Origin of the sequence: Alloalcanivorax venustensis ISO4 (assembly GCF_015356855.1) — a bacterium.
Lineage (GTDB): Bacteria > Pseudomonadota > Gammaproteobacteria > Pseudomonadales > Alcanivoracaceae > Alloalcanivorax > Alloalcanivorax venustensis.
Window position 1 is genome coordinate 1 of the sequence record NZ_ARXR01000049.1, and the last position, 18,447, is coordinate 18,447.

General features: G+C 65.4%; 15 protein-coding genes and 1 riboswitch. Of the genes, 7 read left to right on the forward strand and 8 right to left on the reverse strand.

The features are described from left to right. Window positions 1-290: 290 nt before the first annotated feature. Together aceE and aceF are read left to right on the forward strand one after the other, a co-directional pair. On the forward strand, window positions 291-2,966 hold the full coding sequence (gene aceE, locus ISO4_RS15775; protein WP_194856842.1) for a pyruvate dehydrogenase (acetyl-transferring), homodimeric type: 2,676 nt from the start codon (window positions 291-293) through the stop codon (window positions 2,964-2,966). 10 nt (window positions 2,967-2,976) lie between these two features. Next, window positions 2,977-4,707: a dihydrolipoyllysine-residue acetyltransferase gene (gene aceF / locus ISO4_RS15780; protein ID WP_194856843.1), complete on the forward strand. Its 1,731-nt coding sequence runs from the start codon at window positions 2,977-2,979 to the stop codon at window positions 4,705-4,707. A gap of 66 nt (window positions 4,708-4,773) precedes the next feature. Here aceF and ISO4_RS15785 read toward each other — a convergent pair whose 3' ends face one another. The 3 genes from ISO4_RS15785 to ISO4_RS15795 all read right to left on the reverse strand — a co-directional run bounded on the left by ISO4_RS15785 (window position 4,774) and on the right by ISO4_RS15795 (window position 7,539). Then, on the reverse strand, window positions 4,774-5,094 hold the full coding sequence (locus ISO4_RS15785; protein WP_194856844.1) for a Spy/CpxP family protein refolding chaperone: 321 nt from the start codon (window positions 5,092-5,094) through the stop codon (window positions 4,774-4,776). Window positions 5,095-5,306: 212 nt separating this feature from the next. Next, complete coding sequence (locus ISO4_RS15790; RefSeq protein ID WP_194856845.1) at window positions 5,307-5,993, reverse strand: response regulator; 687 nt, start codon at window positions 5,991-5,993, stop codon at window positions 5,307-5,309. Window positions 5,994-6,183: 190 nt separating this feature from the next. Then, complete coding sequence (locus ISO4_RS15795) at window positions 6,184-7,539, reverse strand: ATP-binding protein (RefSeq protein WP_194856846.1); 1,356 nt, start codon at window positions 7,537-7,539, stop codon at window positions 6,184-6,186. Window positions 7,540-7,782: 243 nt separating this feature from the next. Here ISO4_RS15795 and ISO4_RS15800 point away from each other — a divergent pair, with 243 nt between their 5' ends. Continuing rightward, entirely contained in the window at window positions 7,783-8,391 is a 609-nt protein-coding gene (locus ISO4_RS15800; RefSeq protein WP_194856847.1) for a hypothetical protein, read from the forward strand. Here ISO4_RS15800 and ISO4_RS15805 read toward each other — a convergent pair. The 3 genes from ISO4_RS15805 to ISO4_RS15815 all read right to left on the reverse strand — a co-directional run bounded on the left by ISO4_RS15805 (window position 8,336) and on the right by ISO4_RS15815 (window position 12,138). Further along, window positions 8,336-8,905: a cob(I)yrinic acid a,c-diamide adenosyltransferase gene (locus ISO4_RS15805; RefSeq protein WP_194856848.1), complete on the reverse strand. Its 570-nt coding sequence runs from the start codon at window positions 8,903-8,905 to the stop codon at window positions 8,336-8,338. The two genes, ISO4_RS15800 and ISO4_RS15805, sit on opposite strands and share 56 nt — an antisense overlap. 2 nt (window positions 8,906-8,907) lie before the next feature. Beyond that, entirely contained in the window at window positions 8,908-10,926 is a 2,019-nt protein-coding gene (locus ISO4_RS15810; RefSeq protein ID WP_194856849.1) for a TonB-dependent receptor, read from the reverse strand. 61 nt (window positions 10,927-10,987) lie between these two features. Beyond that, a riboswitch (cobalamin riboswitch) is annotated at window positions 10,988-11,151 on the reverse strand. A gap of 60 nt (window positions 11,152-11,211) precedes the next feature. After that, a complete protein-coding gene (locus ISO4_RS15815) occupies window positions 11,212-12,138 on the reverse strand; it encodes a ketopantoate reductase family protein (protein ID WP_194856850.1) in 927 nt (308 codons plus the stop codon). Between the two features lie 158 nt (window positions 12,139-12,296). On the opposite strand from ISO4_RS15815, the gene ISO4_RS15820 reads away from it, so the two are divergent. Then, a complete protein-coding gene (locus tag ISO4_RS15820; RefSeq protein ID WP_228548197.1) occupies window positions 12,297-13,625 on the forward strand; it encodes an AmpG family muropeptide MFS transporter in 1,329 nt (442 codons plus the stop codon). Here ISO4_RS15820 and ISO4_RS15825 read toward each other — a convergent pair. Beyond that, a complete protein-coding gene (locus tag ISO4_RS15825; protein ID WP_194856851.1) occupies window positions 13,622-13,924 on the reverse strand; it encodes an MGMT family protein in 303 nt (100 codons plus the stop codon). The two genes, ISO4_RS15820 and ISO4_RS15825, sit on opposite strands and share 4 nt — an antisense overlap. A gap of 205 nt (window positions 13,925-14,129) precedes the next feature. Next, window positions 14,130-14,891, reverse strand: coding sequence for an SDR family oxidoreductase (locus tag ISO4_RS15830; RefSeq protein WP_194856852.1), 762 nt, complete (start codon window positions 14,889-14,891; stop codon window positions 14,130-14,132). 555 nt (window positions 14,892-15,446) lie between these two features. Here ISO4_RS15830 and groES point away from each other — a divergent pair. From groES to rrtA, 3 genes are all read left to right on the forward strand, one after another. Beyond that, on the forward strand, window positions 15,447-15,737 hold the full coding sequence (gene groES / locus ISO4_RS15835) for a co-chaperone GroES (protein ID WP_067607474.1): 291 nt from the start codon (window positions 15,447-15,449) through the stop codon (window positions 15,735-15,737). A gap of 62 nt (window positions 15,738-15,799) precedes the next feature. Further along, window positions 15,800-17,446, forward strand: coding sequence for a chaperonin GroEL (gene groL / locus ISO4_RS15840; RefSeq protein WP_142948083.1), 1,647 nt, complete (start codon window positions 15,800-15,802; stop codon window positions 17,444-17,446). Between the two features lie 277 nt (window positions 17,447-17,723). Next, entirely contained in the window at window positions 17,724-18,338 is a 615-nt protein-coding gene (gene rrtA / locus ISO4_RS15845; protein WP_194856853.1) for a rhombosortase, read from the forward strand. Window positions 18,339-18,447: the final 109 nt, after the last annotated feature.

Here is an 18,447-nt window from a genome sequence, read left to right on the forward strand (position 1 = left end):
AGCGGGCCCTGCCCGCGAAAGGGCGGCCTCCTGGGCCGCCCGGCAGGATTCCAGAGCCCTCTCTAAAGGCGGCACAAACCACCTTTCTGGGATCCTGCCGGCAAGCAGAGCTTGCCTTTCGCGGGCGAGGCCCGCTCCCACAAGCGACCTTCACGGACATGAAGCTGTCCGTTCTTGCTGCTATGATCGGGTGACGAGACGGCCTATATACCCCGCGCCGTTTCCGTCGTTTACCCCGCCGTCGCGGCGATCCCGCGCCGGCCAGGCACTGCGAAAAAGGACGCGCGCCCATGCACAATAGAAACTTCTTTGAAGACGTGGACCCGGAAGAAACCCGGGAATGGCTCGAGGCACTGGAATCGGTGCTGGAACAGGAGGGGCCCGAACGCGCCGGCTGGCTGCTGGAAACCCTCACCAATGAAGCTCAGGAACAGGGCGTTATCCGCACCCACCTCGACACCCCTTACCTCAACACCATCCGCCCCAAGGACGAAGCCCCGATCCCCGGCGACATCTACATGGAACGACGCATCCGTTCCCTGGTGCGCTGGAACGCGCTGGCGATGGTGATCCGGGCCAACAAGGACAACGACGACGAACTGGGCGGCCACATCGCCACCTTCGCGTCGTCCGCCACGCTCTACGACGTCGGCTTCAACCACTTCTTCAAAGCCCCCCACGAGGACAACCCCGGCGACCTGGTGTATTTCCAGGGTCACTCGGCGCCGGGCATCTACGCCCGTTCCTACCTGGAGGGGCGCATCACCGAACAGCAAATGGACAACTTCCGCCGGGAAGTGGACGGCGAGGGGCTGTCGTCCTATCCGCACCCCTGGCTGATGCCGGATTACTGGCAGTTCCCCACCGTGTCCATGGGCCTGGGCGCCATGCAGGCGATCTACCAGGCGCACATCATGAAGTACCTGCAGAACCGGGAGTTGATTCCCGACCGCAAGCGTAAGGTGTGGGCCTTCCTCGGCGACGGCGAGATGGACGAGCCGGAATCCCTGGGCGCGCTGTCCATGGCCGGCCGCGAGCAGCTGGATAATCTGATCTTCGTGGTCAACTGCAACCTGCAGCGCCTGGACGGGCCGGTGCGCGGCAACGGCAAGATCATCCAGGAGCTGGAAAGCCTGTTCCGCGGCGCCGGCTGGAACGTGATCAAGGTGGTTTGGGGCCGGCTCTGGGACCCGCTGCTGGAGAAGGATTCCGAAGGCCTGCTGCGCCGCCGCATGGACGAAGCGGTGGACGGCGAATACCAGGCCTACAAGAAAAACGGCGGCGCCTACACCCGCGAGCATTTCTTCGGCAAATACCCGGAGCTGAAGAAAATGGTCGAGCATATGAGCGACGAGGACGTTTATCGTCTCAATCGCGGCGGCCATGACCCGTTCAAGGTGTACGCCGCCTACCACGAGGCGGTGAACCACACCGGCCAGCCCACGGTGATCCTGGCGAAAACCGTCAAGGGCTACGCCACCGGTGCCGGCGAAGCGGTCAACAAGACCCACCAGATGAAGAAGATGGATCTGGAAAGCCTGAAGGAATTCCGCGACCGCTTCGACATGCCGTTCACCGACAAAGAACTGGAAACCGTGCCCTATTACCGGCCGGACGAGGACTCCGCGGAGCTGCGCTACATGCGCGAGCAGCGCGAAAAGCTGGGCGGCTATATGCCGGTGCGCCGCCGCCACGCCAGCAACAAGCTGACCATTCCCAAGCTGGAGTTCTTCGAATCCTTCCTGGAGGGCAGCGGCGACCGGGAGATCTCCACCACCATGGCGTTCGTGCGCATGCTCAGCACCCTGGTGAAGGACAAGAGCATCGGCGATAGGGTGGTGCCGATCGTCCCCGACGAGGCGCGTACCTTCGGCATGGAAGGCATGTTCCGCCAGCTCGGTATTTATTCGTCCAAGGGCCAGCGCTACGAGCCCGAGGACGCCGGCCAGGTGATGTATTACCGCGAAGACAAGAAAGGCCGCATCATGGAGGAGGGCATCAACGAAGCCGGCTCCATGTCCGGCTGGATGGCCGCCGCCACCAGTTACAGCGTGCACGACTTCACGCTGATTCCGTTCTTTATCTACTACTCCATGTTCGGCTTCCAGCGCACCGGCGACTTCTGGTGGGCCGCCGGCGACAGCCAGGCGCGCGGCTTCCTGCTGGGCGGCACCGCCGGGCGCACCACCCTCAACGGCGAGGGCCTGCAGCACCAGGACGGCCACAGCCACGTGCTCACCAGCACGGTGCCCAACTGCGTCAGCTACGACCCCACCTACGCCTACGAGCTGGCGGTGATTCTGCAGGACGGCCTGCGCCGCATGTACGAGGAGGAAGAGAGCGTCTTCTACTACCTGACGCTGATGAACGAAAACTACCTGCACGGCGCCATGCCCAAGGGGGCCGAGGAAGGCATCCGCAAGGGCATGTACCTGCTGCGCGAAGGCAAGGGCAAGGGCGGCAAGAAAGCCAAGCGGGTGCAGCTGCTCGGGTCCGGCACCATCCTGCGCGAAGTGGAAGCGGCGGCGGAGCTGCTGCGCGAGGACTTCGGCGTGGCCGCCGACGTATGGAGCGTCACCAGCTTCAACGAGCTGCGCCGCGAAGGCCTGCGCGCTGACCGCGACCGCCTGCTCAAGCCGGATATGAAAGTCGCGCCCACCTGGGTGGAGCAGTGTCTGGACAAGCGCCAGGGTCCGGTGATCGCCTCGACGGATTACATCAAGGCCTACGCCGACCAGATCCGCCCCTGGATCAAAGCGCCCTACCGGGTGCTGGGCACCGACGGCTACGGGCGCAGTGATTCCCGCGCCAAGCTGCGGCACTTCTTTGAAGTGGACCGTTACTTCGTGGTCCTGGCGGCGCTCAGCGCCCTCAAGGACGAAGGCGAAGTGGACGCCGCCACCGTTAAGGAAGCGATCCAGAAATACGGCATCGACCCGGAAAAACCCTACCCGGTGATCTCATAAGGAGCCTGCCATGAGCAAGGAAACCATCCGGGTACCCGATGTGGGCAGCAGTGATCCTGTTGACGTCATCGAGGTGTCCGTCAAAAAAGGCGACAGCGTCGAAGCCGAAGACACCATTGTCGTGTTGGAGTCCGACAAAGCGTCCGTGGAAGTGCCGTGCCCGAAAGCCGGCACCGTTCTCGAACTGCTGGTGAAAGCCGGCGACCGGGTCAAGGAAGGCGACCCCCTGTTGGAGCTGGACACCGAAGCCGGCGACGGCGGTGCCGAAGACGACCAGTCCTCCGGCGACGAACCGGAAAACGAGCCGGCGGCGGAAAAGGATCAGTCCGGAGACAACGAGCAGGGCGAAAAGGAAGAGAAGGCCGAACCGAAAGCGGACCAGAAGCCGGCGAAAAAAGAGAGCGGCGGCACCCGCGAACAAACCATCCCCGCCCCGGACCTGGGCGACATCGACGAAGCGGAAATCATTGAGCTGTCGGTGAGCGAAGGGGACACCGTGGAAGCGGAACAGACCATCCTGGTGCTGGAATCCGACAAGGCGTCCCTGGAAATCCCCAGCCCGGCCGCCGGCACGGTGAAAAAGCTGCTGGTGAAAACCGGCGACAAGATCACCTCCGGCACCGAGCTGATGGTGCTGGAAACCGCCGGCGGTGGCGAAGACGAATCCGGTGATGACCAGCCCGCCGAAGAGACGTCCGGCGACAGCAAGCCCGGTGGGAGCAAGTCCGGTGAAAGCGAGTCTGGTGGGAGCGGGCCTGCCCGCGAAACGTCCAGCACGCAGGATTCCGGAGGCATCGGCGAGCACCCGGCCAAATCCGGCGCCGCCGCGGCCGGCCGGCCGTCCAGGAACGTGCACGCCGGTCCGGCGGTGCGCAAGCTGGCCCGGGAAACCGGCGTCGACCTTGGTGCCGTGCCGCCCAGCGGCCCCAAGGACCGCATTCTCAAGGAGGATGTGCACGCGCACATCAAGCAGCGCATGGAACAGCCGGCCGCCGCCGGCGGTGGCGGCGCGCCCGACCTGCCGGAGATCGACTTCAGCGAATTCGGGCCGGTGGAACGGGACGAGCTCAACAAGCTGCGCAAGGTGGCGGCCCGCAATCTGCACCGCAGCTGGGTCACCATTCCCCACGTCACCCAGTTCGACGAGGCGGATATCACCGAGCTGGAAGCGTTCCGCAAAAGCCAGAACAAGGCGCTGGAGAAGGAGGGCGTCAAGCTCACCATGCTGGCGTTTCTGGTGCAGGCCTGCGCGCGGGCGTTGCGCAAGTTTCCGAGGGTGAACAGCTCGCTGGAGCCGTCCGGTGAGGCACTGATTCTGAAGGACTATGTGCACATCGGCATCGCCGTGGACACGCCCAACGGCCTGGTGGTACCGGTGCTGCGCGACGCGGACAAGAAAGGGCTCAGCCAGATCGCCACGGAAATCGGCGAGCTGGCGGCCAAGGCCCGCGACCGCAAACTGTCACCGGCGGATATGAAGGGCGCCACCTTCAGCATCTCGTCGCTGGGCGGCATCGGCGGCACCGCCTTTACGCCCATCGTCAACTGGCCGGAGGTGGCGATTCTCGGCGTCAGCCGTTCCGACACCAAACCGGTGTGGGACGGCAACGCCTTCCAGCCCCGGCTGATGCTGCCGCTGTCGTTCTCCTACGACCACCGGGTGATCGACGGCGCGGACGCGGCGCGCTTCACCACCTACCTCAGCGGCCTGCTCGGCGACATGCGGCGCGCCCTGTTGTAACGGAAATGCGGAGGCATAAAAACCCGGCCTGAGGCCGGGTTTTTTTGAAGAAAAGAGGGGGCGCTATCAGTTATTACCGTGGCGCTCTTTCCACTTTTCCTTCTTTTCTTCCCATTTTTCCATACGGTCTTTCTGGTGCTGATCGTACTGAGCGCGCTGCTCGTCGTTCAGCACGTCACGGACCTCTTCCTGGGTTTCCTTGTGCAGTTCGCGCATCTCTTCGCCTTTCTCGCGGTAGATTTCGCGCACTTCCTGCTGCTGCTCCTCGCTGAGGTTCAGTTCCTGGGTCATTCTCTGAACGTGGCGGTCGGCGCCTTTTTCCATTGGTGAACCGGCGAAGGCCGCGGCGGAGAACAGGGTCAGCGTGACAATCATCAGTTTTTTCATCGTCTTGCTCCTTGAGTAACGCTCCGGAGTATCCGGATTCCCTTATAGATTGGCCTTACATTGTGCAGCCACGATGCAGCGAATGTGGAAACATCGCTACAAGCTTCAGGCTGCAAGCCACAAGCAAGCCGTGCCGATCAGACCGGCTTCGCCGCCAGAACGGCCTGCTTGTGGCTTGCAGCTTGCAGCTTGTAGCTTGCAGCTGACCGGGTTCAAGTCTCTTCATCAGGATTTTGCAATCGATAACCGACGCCATAGACGCTGCCGATCCAGTCGTGGTCGCCGGTCAGGCCTTCGCTGAGTTTGCGCCGCAACTTGCGGATATGGCTGTCGATGGTGCGGTCGGACACCACCCGGTGGTCGGAGTAGATCACGTCCATCAGCTGGTCGCGGGTCCAGATGCGCCCGGCCTGGCGGGACAACGCCGCCAGCAGCTCGAATTCGATCGCGGTGAGCGCCACCCGGGCGCCGTCGTGGACCGCCTCGAAACGGTGCCGGTCCAGGGCCAGGCCACCCTCGGCCGGGGGCTGGGCGGCGTTACCGGCGCGGCGCAGCACCGCCTTGACCCGCGCCACCACTTCCCTGGGGCTGAACGGCTTGCAGATGTAGTCGTCGGCGCCGATCTCCAGGCCCAGCAGGCGGTCCACCTCTTCCACCCGGGCGGTGATCATCAGAATCGGCACCTGGGAGAAACGGCGGATCGCCTTGCACACTTCCATGCCGTCGCCGTCGGGCAGCATCAGGTCCAGCAGCACGGCGTCGAGGTCGCCGTCGCGCACGCGCTGCTCGGCGTCGGCGGCGCTGCCGGTCTGCTCCGGCTCGAAATGGCTGTGGCGCAGATAGTCCGCCAGCAATTGCGCCAACCGGGGCTCATCCTCGACGATCAGAATTTTCGCCATGTTCCGTTCCTTTCATTCGCTGTGGAAGCCCACCTTGTGGGAGCAAGACTTGTGGGAGCGGGCCCCGCCCGCGAAAGGGTGGCTTATAAGCCACCCGGCAGGATCCCAGAGCCCTCTCTAACAGCGGTACAAACAGCCTCTCTGGAATCCTGCCGGGAGCTTCGCTCCCTTTCGCGGGCGAGGCCCGCTCCTACAATGGCAACCGTACCGTAATTCTGAGACCGCCCAGCGGGCTATGGTCGGCTTCCATCGTGCCGCCGTGCGCTTCGACGATGCGCCGGGCGATGGCCAGCCCCAGGCCGGCGCCGCCGGTCTGGCGGTTGCGCGAGCTTTCCACCCGGTAGAGGTGATCGAACAGTTTCGGCAGGGCGTCGTCGGGCACGCCGGGGGCGCTGTCGTTCAGGGTCAGGCGCCAGTCGTCGCCGTCGCGGCCCAGGGTAAGGTGCACCTCGCCGCCTTCGTCGGTGTACTTGAGGCTGTTCTGCAGCAGGTTGTCCAGCAGCTGGCGCAGGCGCACCGGGTCGCCGTTGACCCGCGCCGGGCTCAGGTCGGTGCGCAGGCGTATGCGCCGGCGGCCGAACGCCGGGCGCACCGCGTCCACGGCGTCCTCGCAGAGCGTGTCCAGATCCAGTGCGGTGAAGTGATAGCGCAGGTTGCCGGCGTCGGCCAGGGCCAGGTCATGCAGGTCGCTGACCAGATGGGTGAGCTGACGCACCTCGGATTCCAGCGCCGCGATAGTCTCATGGTTGAGCGGCCGCACGCCGTCGACCACCGCTTCCAGCTCGCCCTGCAGCACCGACAACGGCGTGCGCAGCTCGTGGGCGATGTCCGAAAACCAGCGCTGGCGGGCTTTCTGGCCCTGGTCCAGGCGCTCGCCCAGGCTGTCCACATGGCGGATCAGATCCCCCAGCTCGTCGCGGCGCCGGCTGCCCAGCCGGGTCTGATAGTCGCCTTCGCGCAGCTTGCGGGTGTGGGCGCTGAGTGCCGTTACCGGCGCCACCAGGTGGCGCGCCAGCAGCCAGGACACCAGCAGCGACAGGGCCAGGCCCACCAGAGCCATCCAGCCGGCGAAATTGAGCTGGCGCTCCTGGAAGCGCCGGTCAAGCTTGTCGCGGATCGCTTCCTGGTCGGGGTAGGCCAGCCAGCCCACCAGATCGTTGTCGGTGCGGATCGGCACCAGGCGGCTGAACTGTTGCGTCGGCGGCGGGCCGATCAACGGGCGCCGGTCCGCCGTCAGCAGAGTCAGATGGCGGGGCGCGTCGCGGCGGTCCCGCTTGCCCGGCTCGGTGTCGGTGTTGCGGTCGCCGGCCAGCCAGTAGAGCCGGCCCAGCACCCGCGGGTCGCTGAGCAGGAAGTCCCAGCTGCCCCGTTGCGCGTACAGCACGCCGAGGTGGTCGGCCAGGCGCTCCACCTGGGCCTGCTGGCGCTCGTCGATGTACTTGCGCAGGCTCTGCTCGAACGCAAAGAAATAGAAACCGCTGGCGGCGACGATCAGCACCACGAAGGTGCCGAGAAAGGTGAGGAAAAGCTTGTTGCGTATGCCCATGGTCGGCCGGCGGTCCTCGCCAGAATAACGGAACCGCCAGTCTAAGCCCTGCCGGCCCCGCGACCCAGCGCCTTGCACATTCTTTCAAAATCGCAAGCGCCCCCTATATATGACCACCGGGTCTGTCTCTTCAGCCAAATTAATGTGGAAGTTAATGTCTGGGTAATGCTAGGTTTCCCGCGCAATAAAAACCAATAAAAAAGGGGACAGAAAAATCGCCCCAATAATAAGGACGTTTAAAAGATGGATGATATTCAGAATAAAAAAACGGGGAATCAATACCGGTATATTTACAGAAAGGAAGCCTGCCGATTCTGGTGGTGCGCGCTGCCCTATGTGGACGAGAAGGGACGTAAACGGCAGTTCAGAAAGTGCTTCCGCGACAACCGCTACCACAATAAGCGGGCTGCCCTGGACGCCGCCGTGGCCTGGCGGGACGCGCAGATGCGCGCCTTGAAACGCCAGGGCACCCTGGGCACGCCGCCCCGATTAAGGCGCGTCGCCGTCAACGAGCTCAATACATTGAAAGCGCGGGACAACAGCTTCGGTATCATCGGCATCACCGTCACGCGTCGGCAAAAGCCCAAGGGCATCAATGTGTCGGTGACCGCGCAGCGCGGGCAAAAGAAATGGTTTTCCATGCGCCGGCACGGCGCGTTCGAAGCGTTCCGGCTGGGCGTGCGTCAACGCTGCGAATGGATACAGGTGCCGGTGCCCAGCGACGAAGAACTACGCCGCCGTTTTCAGCACTGGCTGAAGAACAACCTGCGGTGCCTGCAGGAGTACGACATCGCCGTTAACGATCCTGGCGACGCACCCATTGCGGCTCATCGGTGCCGGTACGCAGGTTGATGGCGCGGGCCATCACGAACAGCAAATCGCCGACGCGGTTGAGCACGGCGCGGCTGACCGGGTTGACCTGGTCGTCGTCGCCGACCGCGATCAGGTCCCGTTCGGCGCGCCGGGCCACGGTGCGGCAGTGATGGCACCAGGCGGCGTCGGGATGACCGCCGGGCAGCACGAATTCCTTGAGCGGCGCCAGTTCCGCGTTGAGCATGTCGGCCTGGGATTCCACCTCCACCAGATCGTCGTCGGTGAGGGTGACGGTGCCGGGCACCGCCAGTTCGCCGCCCAGGTCGAACAGCAGATGCTGGACCCGCTCAAGCAGCGCGTCCAGATCGTCGTCCAGGGCCCGGGCGCGCAGCACGCCCAGGCCGCTGTTCAGCTCGTCCAGCGCACCCAGGGCCTGGATGCGCGGATGATCCTTGGCGATGCGGCTGCCGTCGGCCAGGCCGGTGCGGCCGTCGTCGCCGCTGCGTGTGATCACCCGGTTGATGCGGGTTTTGTCGTCCTTGCCGTCGCTCATGGTCAGAATTCCATTCCCAGGCTTACCCGGTAGTGCCGTTCCGGCAGGGGGTAGGCGTTATAACTGAGGTTGTTGGTGGCTTTGACGCCGTAATCCGCCGCCAGTTCATCCTCCAGGTTATAGGCCCCGATGCGCAAGTAAGCATTTTGGTAGCGGGCGGTGGCTTCCAGATCGGTCATCCGGTAGCTGTCGATCTGCTGGAAGTCGTTGGGCTGGTCGTTGTCGAAGCGGCGCTTGCCCACGTAGCGGTGCGCCAGGGACAGCTCCAGCCAGGGCAGCGCCTGCCAGTTGGCCTGGGCGTAGAACAGCTGGCGCGACACCAGCGGCACGTCGTTGCCTTCCCATTCGCCCTCGTCGAACTCGGCCCGTTGCAGGGTGCCGTTGAGCACCAGGGTGAGGTCCCGGTCCAGCCGCCAGCGGCTGTTCAGGCTCACGCCACGGCGCAGGGTGCGGTCTTCCAGGTTGACGTTGGACCCGAAGCCGCCGGCATAAGGATTGAAGACGATTTCGTTGTCGAAGCGCCCCTGCCAGGCGGTCAGCGTCGAGGTCTGGATACCTTTTTGCCAGCTGGCGCCCAGGGTGTACTGCTCGCCGGTTTGCGGCTCCAGCAGTTCGTCGTCCGGGGTGATTTCGTCGGCGTTGACGATGCGCACGCTGCGCTGGGCACCGGCGAACACGTCCAGGCCGCCGTCGAAGTGATAGCGCACGCCGCCTTCGTACATTTCCGCGTCCTGGCTGTCCTCGCCCTGGCCGGCGCTGAAGCCGGTGGTTTCGGTCTCGGTGTCCACGTTCAGGCGGCGCGCGCCCAGGGTGAACGACCAGCGGTCCAGGGTCATGACGTCGTGGAAATACCAGGCGGTTTGCCGCTGGTCCAGGTCCTTGGTGCTGGTGGGGTCGCCGATGTCGCCTTTGCCGGCGGCGCTGCGGTTCTCCAGGCGGTAGTCGTACAGATCCCAGCCCACGGTGGTGTTGTGGGTCAGGCCGGCGGCCTGGAACTGGCTGGTAAAGCGCGGGTTGACGCTGTAGCTGTCCACGTCGGTTTCGCCGTAGGTCGGGAAGCCCGGATCAAAAAAGTAATAGCTCTGTTCCTTGCGGCGGCCGGAGAAATCCAGATGCAGGCGGCTGTGATCACCGATGCGCACGTTCATGCCCGGCATCACCGTGATGGTGTCCTGGTCGGCCCAGTCATAGGGGGTGTTGGCGCCGTCCGGATCGTCCTCGAACAGGTTCTCGCCGGTGGCCAGGTTGACGGTGCGGCCGCCGGGCAGGTCCAGGTTCTGGCGCTCGCCGGTGGCGGTCAGGTAGAAGGTCAGGTCGTCGCGGCGGGTGCGCAGGTCGGCGAAGGCGTTGCGCTGCTGCAGGTCGTTGTTCTCCCGGTAGCCGTCGCTGTGCAGGGCCTGCACCGAGGCGGCGGCGCTGGTGTGGTTGTCGCCGCCGCCTTCGTCCTGATGGTGGCCGGTGGCCCACAGACCGCCGCCGGTGGTGCTGAAGCTGCCGCCGGTGACTTCCACGCCGGCCTGGTTCCGGTAGCGCTCGCGGGTGACGATGTTGACCGCGCCGCCGACCACGCCGTTGCCGTATAGCGCCGCGCCGGCGCCGGGCAGCACTTCGATGCGCTCGATCGCCGCCAGCGGGATCGAGGCGATGTCCGGGCCGGACAGGTCCACGTTGCTGTAGCGGCGGCCGTTGAGCAGCACCAGGGTGTTGGAGGTGGCGTTGGCGCCGAAGCCCTGCATATCAATGGTGGCGCGGGCGCCGTTGATGCCGAAATTGCGGCGCACCTGGACGCCGCCCAGGGTGTCCAGCACGTCCGCCAGATTGTTGGCGGGCATTGCCTCGATGGTGTCGCGGTCCAGGATCAGGGTGCCGGTGGGCAGTTCCCGCGCCACGCTGGCGGTGCGCGAGCCGGTGACTTCCACCGGGGCGAGTGTGTTGTCGGCCTGGGTCACAGGCGCGTACAGGCAAGCCGTGGCCAGAGCCAGCTTTACAGCGGCGGCCACCTTAAGGGGGTGGGTATGCATAGTATTGTCCTCCCGATGCACCCTCCGTACATGGGGTGCGCCCCGGCCGTGGTCGGCGGGGGCGCGCCAGTGGCGACAGGCCGGTCTCCGGGCTCGAGGGGTGGCGCCGTTACCGCCTTCCCAGGACGTGCCTGGTGGCGTTGTGGTAACGGCTACCTCATACCGTTGCGGGGGCAGCGCCGGCCTTTCACCGGCTTCCCGTACACCTGAAGCGGTGGCAAACATAGAGCAACGCCGGCCCCGGCACAACTTTCGCGGGCGGGGCTCCCCTACAAATGCCTCCCTTCAGGGATGGCGGGCTTTGACCGCCGCGACGAGGCGGCGGTGGGCCGGCAGGTCGAGGCCGAGGACGTCGGCCTGGCGCTGCAGCCAGCCGTTGATGGCGTCGATTTCGGTGACGGCGCCGGCCTGCATGTCGGCGCGCATGGAGGAGGTGTTGCCGGCGGTGGCGTCGGCCAGCGCGCGGACGCCGGGCAGGGAGTCGCCGGGCCAGGTGGGGTCCAGGGCGGTGAGCACCCGGTCCGCTTCGCGGGCCAGTTGTTCGGCCTCGGCGGCCAGCGCCGGGTCCTCGAAGATGTGCCCGTTGGCCACGTCGTGCAGGCCGGTGAGCGGGTTGATCACCGCGTTGCCGACCAGCTTGCGCCACTGGCGGTGGCGGAAATCGTCGGGCCAGTGCAGCTTCGGCCAGTGCCGGGCCAGGGGGCCGAACCAGGCCGGAGGCTCAGCGGCCGCCGGACCGCCGGGCGCGGCGCTTTCTCCCATCCAGGTGTCATTCTCGGCGACCACACGGTGGGCGTCACCGTCGCGCTTCACCGCCGAGGCGCTGACCACTTCAACCCTGCGCGCGCCGGCGGGCAGCAATCCATCCAGGCTGCCCAGGCCGTTCTGCAGCCGCAGCACGGTGGCGTCCGCCGCCAGCGGCAACCCGCTTAACGCCGCCGCCGAAAACGGCGCCTTGCAGGCCACCACCAGCCGCCGGATGGGGGTTGGCCTTGTAGGAGCGGGCGTGGCCCGCTCGCACAAAAGTTGCAGTGGCACCGGGCCGCCGCTCGGGAGTAGCAGAGTGCGTTCCAGGGTCGGCGCGTCGTCGCGGCGCAGGGCGATGACGGTGAAGCCGGCGCGCTGCAGGTAGTGGGCGGCGAGCAGGCCCATGTTGCCGGCGCCCAGCAGGTACCAGGGTTCGGCGTGGTCGGGGGAGGCTGGCGTGGTCATGGCGCTATGCTAGGCGCGCCGGCGGCCGGCCACAATCGCGGCGTGGCGTCCGGGGTGGCGGCGGTTGTTAAATGTTCCCGGGCCCGTGTTGTGCTGTGCCGCGCAAACCGGGACTATGTTCGCTTTCGCCGACCGATCCGAATAAGTACGGGAAAGCCATGCCTCCCCTGAGCGATACGTTCCGCACCGCCTGGCAGCTCTACAGCCACCCCCGCGTGGTGGTGATGCTGTTCCTGGGGTTCTCCGCGGGGCTGCCCTACCTGCTGGTGTTCTCCACCCTGTCCGCCTGGCTGGCGGACGCGGACGTGGACCGGGCCGCCATCGGCTATTTCAGTTGGGTGGGCATCATGTTTTCCATCAAGGTGTTCTGGGCGCCGGTGGTGGACCGGCTCAAGCTGCCGCTGCTGAACCGCCTGTTCGGCCAGCGGCGCGGCTGGCTGCTGCTGGCCCAGGTGGGCATCGCGCTGTCGCTGGCGGCGATGGCGCTGGTGGAGCCGGTGGGCCACCTGGAGCGCTTCGCCCAGCTGGCGCTGCTGGTGGCGTTCTGCTCCGCCACCCAGGACATCTGCATCGACGCCTACCGTATCGATTCCGCCGACGAGTCCTTCCAGGGCGCCATGGCCGCCACCTACATCTTCGGATACCGCACCGCCATGCTGGTGGCCGGCGCCGGGGCTTTCTATATCGCCAGCTACGACTCCTGGAACGGCGCCTACCACGCCATGGCCTGGCTGATGGGCGTGGGCATCGTCACCACCCTGATTATCCGGGAGCCGAACACGCCGCCCCGGGAAAGCTTTGGGCGCGACCCGAAACAGTGGCTGGAAACCGCTCTGATCGCCCCGTTCCGGGACTTCTTCGGCCGCTACGGGCGGATCGCCCTGGGCCTGCTGGCGCTGGTGGCGATTTACAGGATCAGCGACATCACCATGGGCGTGATGGCCAACCCCTTCTACCTGGACATCGGCTACACCAAGAACGAGATCGCCACCGTGGCCAAGTTCTTCGGCTTCTTCATGACCATGCTGGGCTCCGCCGTGGGCGGGCTGGCGGTGCTGCGCCACGGCCTGGGCCGCTCCCTGCTGGTGGGGGCCGTGGGGGTGGCGCTCACCAACCTGCTGTTCGCGGTGATGGCCACCTATTCGCCGGTCACCGAGGTGCCGGTGGACCCGGAGCAGGTGCGCTGGGTGTCACTGGCCTGGCTGGCGGCGGTGATCAGCGCCGACAACCTGTTCGGCGGCTTCGCCAACGTGGCGCTGATCGCCTTTATGTCGAGTCTCACCAACCGCAACTTCAGCGCCACGCAGTACGCCCTGTTCAGCTCGCTGATGACCCTGCCCGGCAAGTTCATCGGCGGCTTCTCCGGCGAGGTGGTGGAAGCGTCCGGCTACACGGTGTTCTTCAACTACGCCGCGCTGCTCGGCGTGCCGGCCATCCTGCTGACGATCTGGTGGTTGCGGCGGCGTGACGAGACCGCCGCGCGCTAGGGCTGCCAGAAACAGGATTTGGGGACGCGGTTGCCGAGCACGGTGACGCCTTCGTCGCTGAGCCGCTGGATCTGGATCTCGCCGCTCGGCGTGCCGGCCAGGGGCAGACCGCCGTCGCCGCGGATGACCCGGTGCCAGGGCAGGGCGGAGCCTTCCGGCAGCCGGCTCATCAAACGGCCGACGAAGCGCGCGTGGCGGGGGTAGCCGGCCTGCCGTGCGACCTGCCCATAGCTGGCCACGCGGCCGGCCGGGATGGCGCCGACGATCTGATACACCGCATCCGTGAATTCTTGGTTCATGAGACTAGCTTCAGGCTTCAAGTCGCAAGCTACAAGCCGATGGATTGTGGGAGCGGGCCCCGCCCGCGAAAGGGCGCGAAGCGCCCGGCAGGATGCCAGAGACCTAAAAAGCGGAACACCATCGGCGTCTCTGGTATCCCGCCGGCCGGCTTTGCCGGCCTTTCGCGAGCAGGCTCGCTCCCACAGTCCTTTGGCCCCGGCACGTCTAGCGGAGGCCGCCGTCGGTTTCGATCACGCGGCCGGTGAAGTAGTCGTTCTCGAAGATGAACTGCACCGAGCGGGCGATGTGCTCCGGCTCGCCGAGCCGCTTCAGCGGCACCGAGCTCACCAGCCGGTCGCGGGCCTCGGGCTTCATGGCGGCGATCATATCGGTGTTGATGGTGCCGGGCGCCACCACGCCGGTGCGGATGTTGAAGCGCGCCAGCTCCCGCGTCCAGACCTCGGCCATGGCCACCACGCCGGCCTTGGCGGCGGCGTAGTTGGTCTGCCCGAAGCTGCCCTGGCGGGCGATCGAGGAGATGTTGACGATCACGCCTTCCTCGACGCCGCTCTCCAGCATGCAGCGGGCCGCCTCGCGGCCGCACAGGAACACCCCGGTCAGGTTCACATCGATCACCGCCTGCCACTGCTGCAGGCTCATGGACGATTGCAGCTCGCCGTCCTTGAACTTCACCAGCAGGCCGTCACGGGTGATGCCGGCGTTGTTGACCAGGCCGTGCAGGGCGCCGAAGTCCGCCACCACGCCGTCGAACAGGGCGGTGACCTCGTCTTCCCGGGCGACATTGGCCAGGTAGCTCTTGGCTTCGCCGCCGGCGCGCTCACAGCGGGCCACGGTGTCGCGCAGGTCGTCCTCGTTGAGGTCCACGCAGGCGATGCGCGCGCCGCGGCTCGCCAGGGCTTCGGCGATGCCCCGCCCCAGGCCCCGGCCGGCGCCGGTGACTACCACTACCTTATTGTTCAAATCCATGGGTCGCTCCTCGTCAAACGAAAAGCCAGAGTATGCCCAGGGCCAACCGGCGGGCCAATGACCAAAAACATAGCCGCGGGCTACAAGCTGCAAGCTGCAGGCAGGCCGTGTCGGCGGGTGGGCCGAGGGTGGCTGGCGCCACCCGATACAGGATGCAGGATTCAGGATACAAGGGAAGGCTCTGGAGTGGGCGGACCGGCTTGCGTATTAGCACGACGCCGGTTGCCAAGACGCAAGGGCGCGGAGTGAAGGACTTTCCGACCCGCCGATCTTCCCGCCGCGCTGTATCCTGCATCCTGAATCCTGTATCGCGGCTCATGGCACGGCCTCTCTGCCAGCACGGCCAGCCTGCCGCTTGAAGCTTGAGGCTTGCAGCTTGAAACGGGCCCCGTCGCCCCCATCTCGCGGGGCACGGTGACGAAACAGATTTCGTCACCCACCTATTGACTGCCGTGAAGCGGTAACTATGATTAGCACTCGACTCGTGAGAGTGCTAATTCCGGTTTGCGGGGCCAGGCCCCGGTGACCTTAGAGCCAACTTGGAGAATGGAGACCATGAAAATTCGTCCTTTGCATGATCGCGTGCTGGTGCGCCGCGAGGAGGAAGAGACCAAAACCGCCGGTGGCATCGTGCTGCCCGGTTCCGCCGCCGAGAAGCCGTCCCGTGGCGAAGTGATCGCCGTCGGCAACGGCAAGATCCAGGAGAACGGTGACGTTCGCGCCCTGGACGTGAAGGCCGGCGACAAAGTGATTTTCGGTCAGTACTCCGGCAACACCGTGAAAGTGGACGGTGAAGAGCTTCTGATCATGAGCGAAGCCGAGATTCTTGCCGTCATCGAAGGTTGAGAATTAACAGGGAATACAGGCTCCGGGTTCCGGTGCCGAGAATACTGCAGAGGTATTGAATAATGGCTAAAGAAGTATTGTTCCGCGACAAGGGTCGTCAAAAAATGGTCAAGGGTGTTAACACCCTGGCCGACGCGGTCAAAGTGACCCTGGGCCCGAAAGGCCGCAACGTGGTGCTGGAGAAATCCTTCGGCGCGCCGCTGATCACCAAGGACGGCGTGACCGTCGCCAAGGAAATCGAGCTGGAAGACAAGTTCGAGAACATGGGCGCGCAGATGGTCAAGGAAGTCGCTTCCAAGGCCAACGACGAAGCCGGTGACGGCACCACCACCGCCACCGTACTGGCCCAGTCCATCGTCAACGAAGGCCTGAAGGCGGTTGCCGCCGGCATGAACCCGATGGACCTCAAGCGCGGCATCGACAAGGCCACCGACGCCATCGTCGAAGAGATCAAGAAGCTGTCCACCCCGTGTGACACCACCAAGAGCATCGAGCAGGTGGGCACCATCTCCGCCAACTCCGACAAGTCCGTGGGTGAGATCATCGCCCAGGCCATGGAGAAGGTCGGCCAGGAAGGCGTGATCACCGTGGAAGAAGGCCAGTCCCTGGTCAACGAGCTGGAAGTCGTGGAAGGCATGCAGTTCGACCGCGGTTACCTGAGCCCGTACTTCATCAACAACCAGGAAAAGATGCAGGTGGAGCTGGAAGACCCCTACATCCTGCTGGTTGACAAGAAGATCTCCAACATCCGCGAGCTGCTGCCGGTTCTCGAGAACGTGGCCAAGGCAGGCAAGCCGCTGATGATCATCGCCGAGGACATCGAAGGCGAAGCGCTGGCCACCCTGGTGGTCAACAACATGCGCGGCATCATCAAGTGCGCCGCCGTGAAAGCGCCCGGCTTCGGCGACCGCCGTAAAGCCATGCTGCAGGATCTGGCGATCCTCAGCGGCGGCACCGTGATTTCCGAGGAAGTCGGCCTGAGCCTGGAAAACGTGGCCCTGGAAGACCTGGGTTCCGCCAAGAAGGTCAACATCGACAAGGAAAACACCACCGTGGTCGGCGGCAAGGGCGAGCAGGCGGACATCGACGCCCGTGTGGAGCAGATCCGCAAGGAAATCGAGAACTCCTCCTCCGACTACGACAAAGAGAAGCTCCAGGAACGCGTGGCCAAGCTGGCCGGCGGTGTGGCCGTGATCAAGATCGGCGCCGCCACCGAAATGGAGATGAAAGAGAAGAAAGCCCGCGTCGACGACGCCCTGCACGCCACCCGTGCGGCCGTTGAAGAAGGCGTGGTGCCCGGCGGCGGTGTCGCCCTGGTGCGTGCCCTGGCCAACATCGGCGCGCTCAAAGGCGACAACGAAGAGCAGAACGCCGGTATCGCTCTGATCATCCGCGCACTGGAATCTCCACTGCGTCAGATCGTCTACAACGCCGGCGGTGAGCCGTCCGTTGTGGTTCAGGAAGTACGCAACGGCAGCGGCAACTTCGGTTACAACGCCGCCACCGGTGAGTACGGTGACATGATCGAGATGGGCATCCTGGACCCGGCCAAAGTGACCCGGTCCGCCCTGCAGGCCGCCGCGTCCGTGGCCGGTCTGATGATCACCACCGAAGCCATGATCGCCGACAAGCCGGAAGAAAACGCCGGCGGTGGCGCCCCGGATATGGGCGGCATGGGCGGTATGGGTGGCATGGGCGGCATGATGTAAATCAGCCGGTCCCACGACCTCCCAAAAGCCCCGGCGGGTTCTCCCGCCGGGGCTTTTTTATGTGCGAGCGGGCCCAGCCCGCTAAAGGGCGCTCTTGTGCGAGCGGGCCTCGCCCGCGAAAGGGAGCGAAGCTCCCGGCAGGATCCCAGAGACCTTCCTAACAGCAGCACAAACAGCGTCTCTGGTATCCCGCCGGGTGGCTAAAAGCCACCCTTTCGCGGGCAGGCCCGCTCCCACAAGGCAAGACCTGGCCTCTGAGTTCACTTATCCTGCCACGATGCAAACTCGCGATCCCAAACTCCTTCCTCACGCCTTGGTGTTCATCGCCGTCGTTCTGGCATTGGGCCTGGCCCACCAGTGGGTGAACCCGTGGCTGCGCTATGACCGCGCCGCCGTGGCCGGCGGTGAAGTGTGGCGCCTGGTCACCGCGCATCTGGTGCACCTGAATCTCTGGCATGCGCTGCTCAATCTGGGCGGCCTGGCGCTGATTCTGTTCTTCTTCCGCGACCTGCTGGACCGGCGGCGGTTCTGGCTGTGGTTCGCGGTGAGCGCGCCCCTGGTGGGCGCGGTGTTCTTCGTGCTGGACCGGGACCTGGGCTGGTACGTGGGGCTGTCGGGGCTGCTGCAGGGGCTGCTGGTGCTCTGTCTGGTGATCGGCTGGCGCGGCAATCCGGTGCTGCACAGCCTGGTGCTGGCGGTGGTGGCCGGTCGCCTGGTGTGGGAGCAGCTGCCCGGCTACGACGTGGACTATCTGCGCGCCTGGATTAACGGGCGCGTGTACGTAAACGCCCATTTGTACGGCGCGCTCAGCGGCGCGCTGCTGGCCGTGGCCATGCTGCTGGTCGCTGGCCGCCGGCGCACAACCCTCGGACGGCGCTCGGACATTTGCTAAGCTGTATGGCCGGCCGCACAGGACACCACCATGAATGAAGCGCAGCGTCAGAGTTATCTCCGCGCCCTGGGTTTGACGCCCTGGGTGGCGCGCACGACGCTGCCCGGCG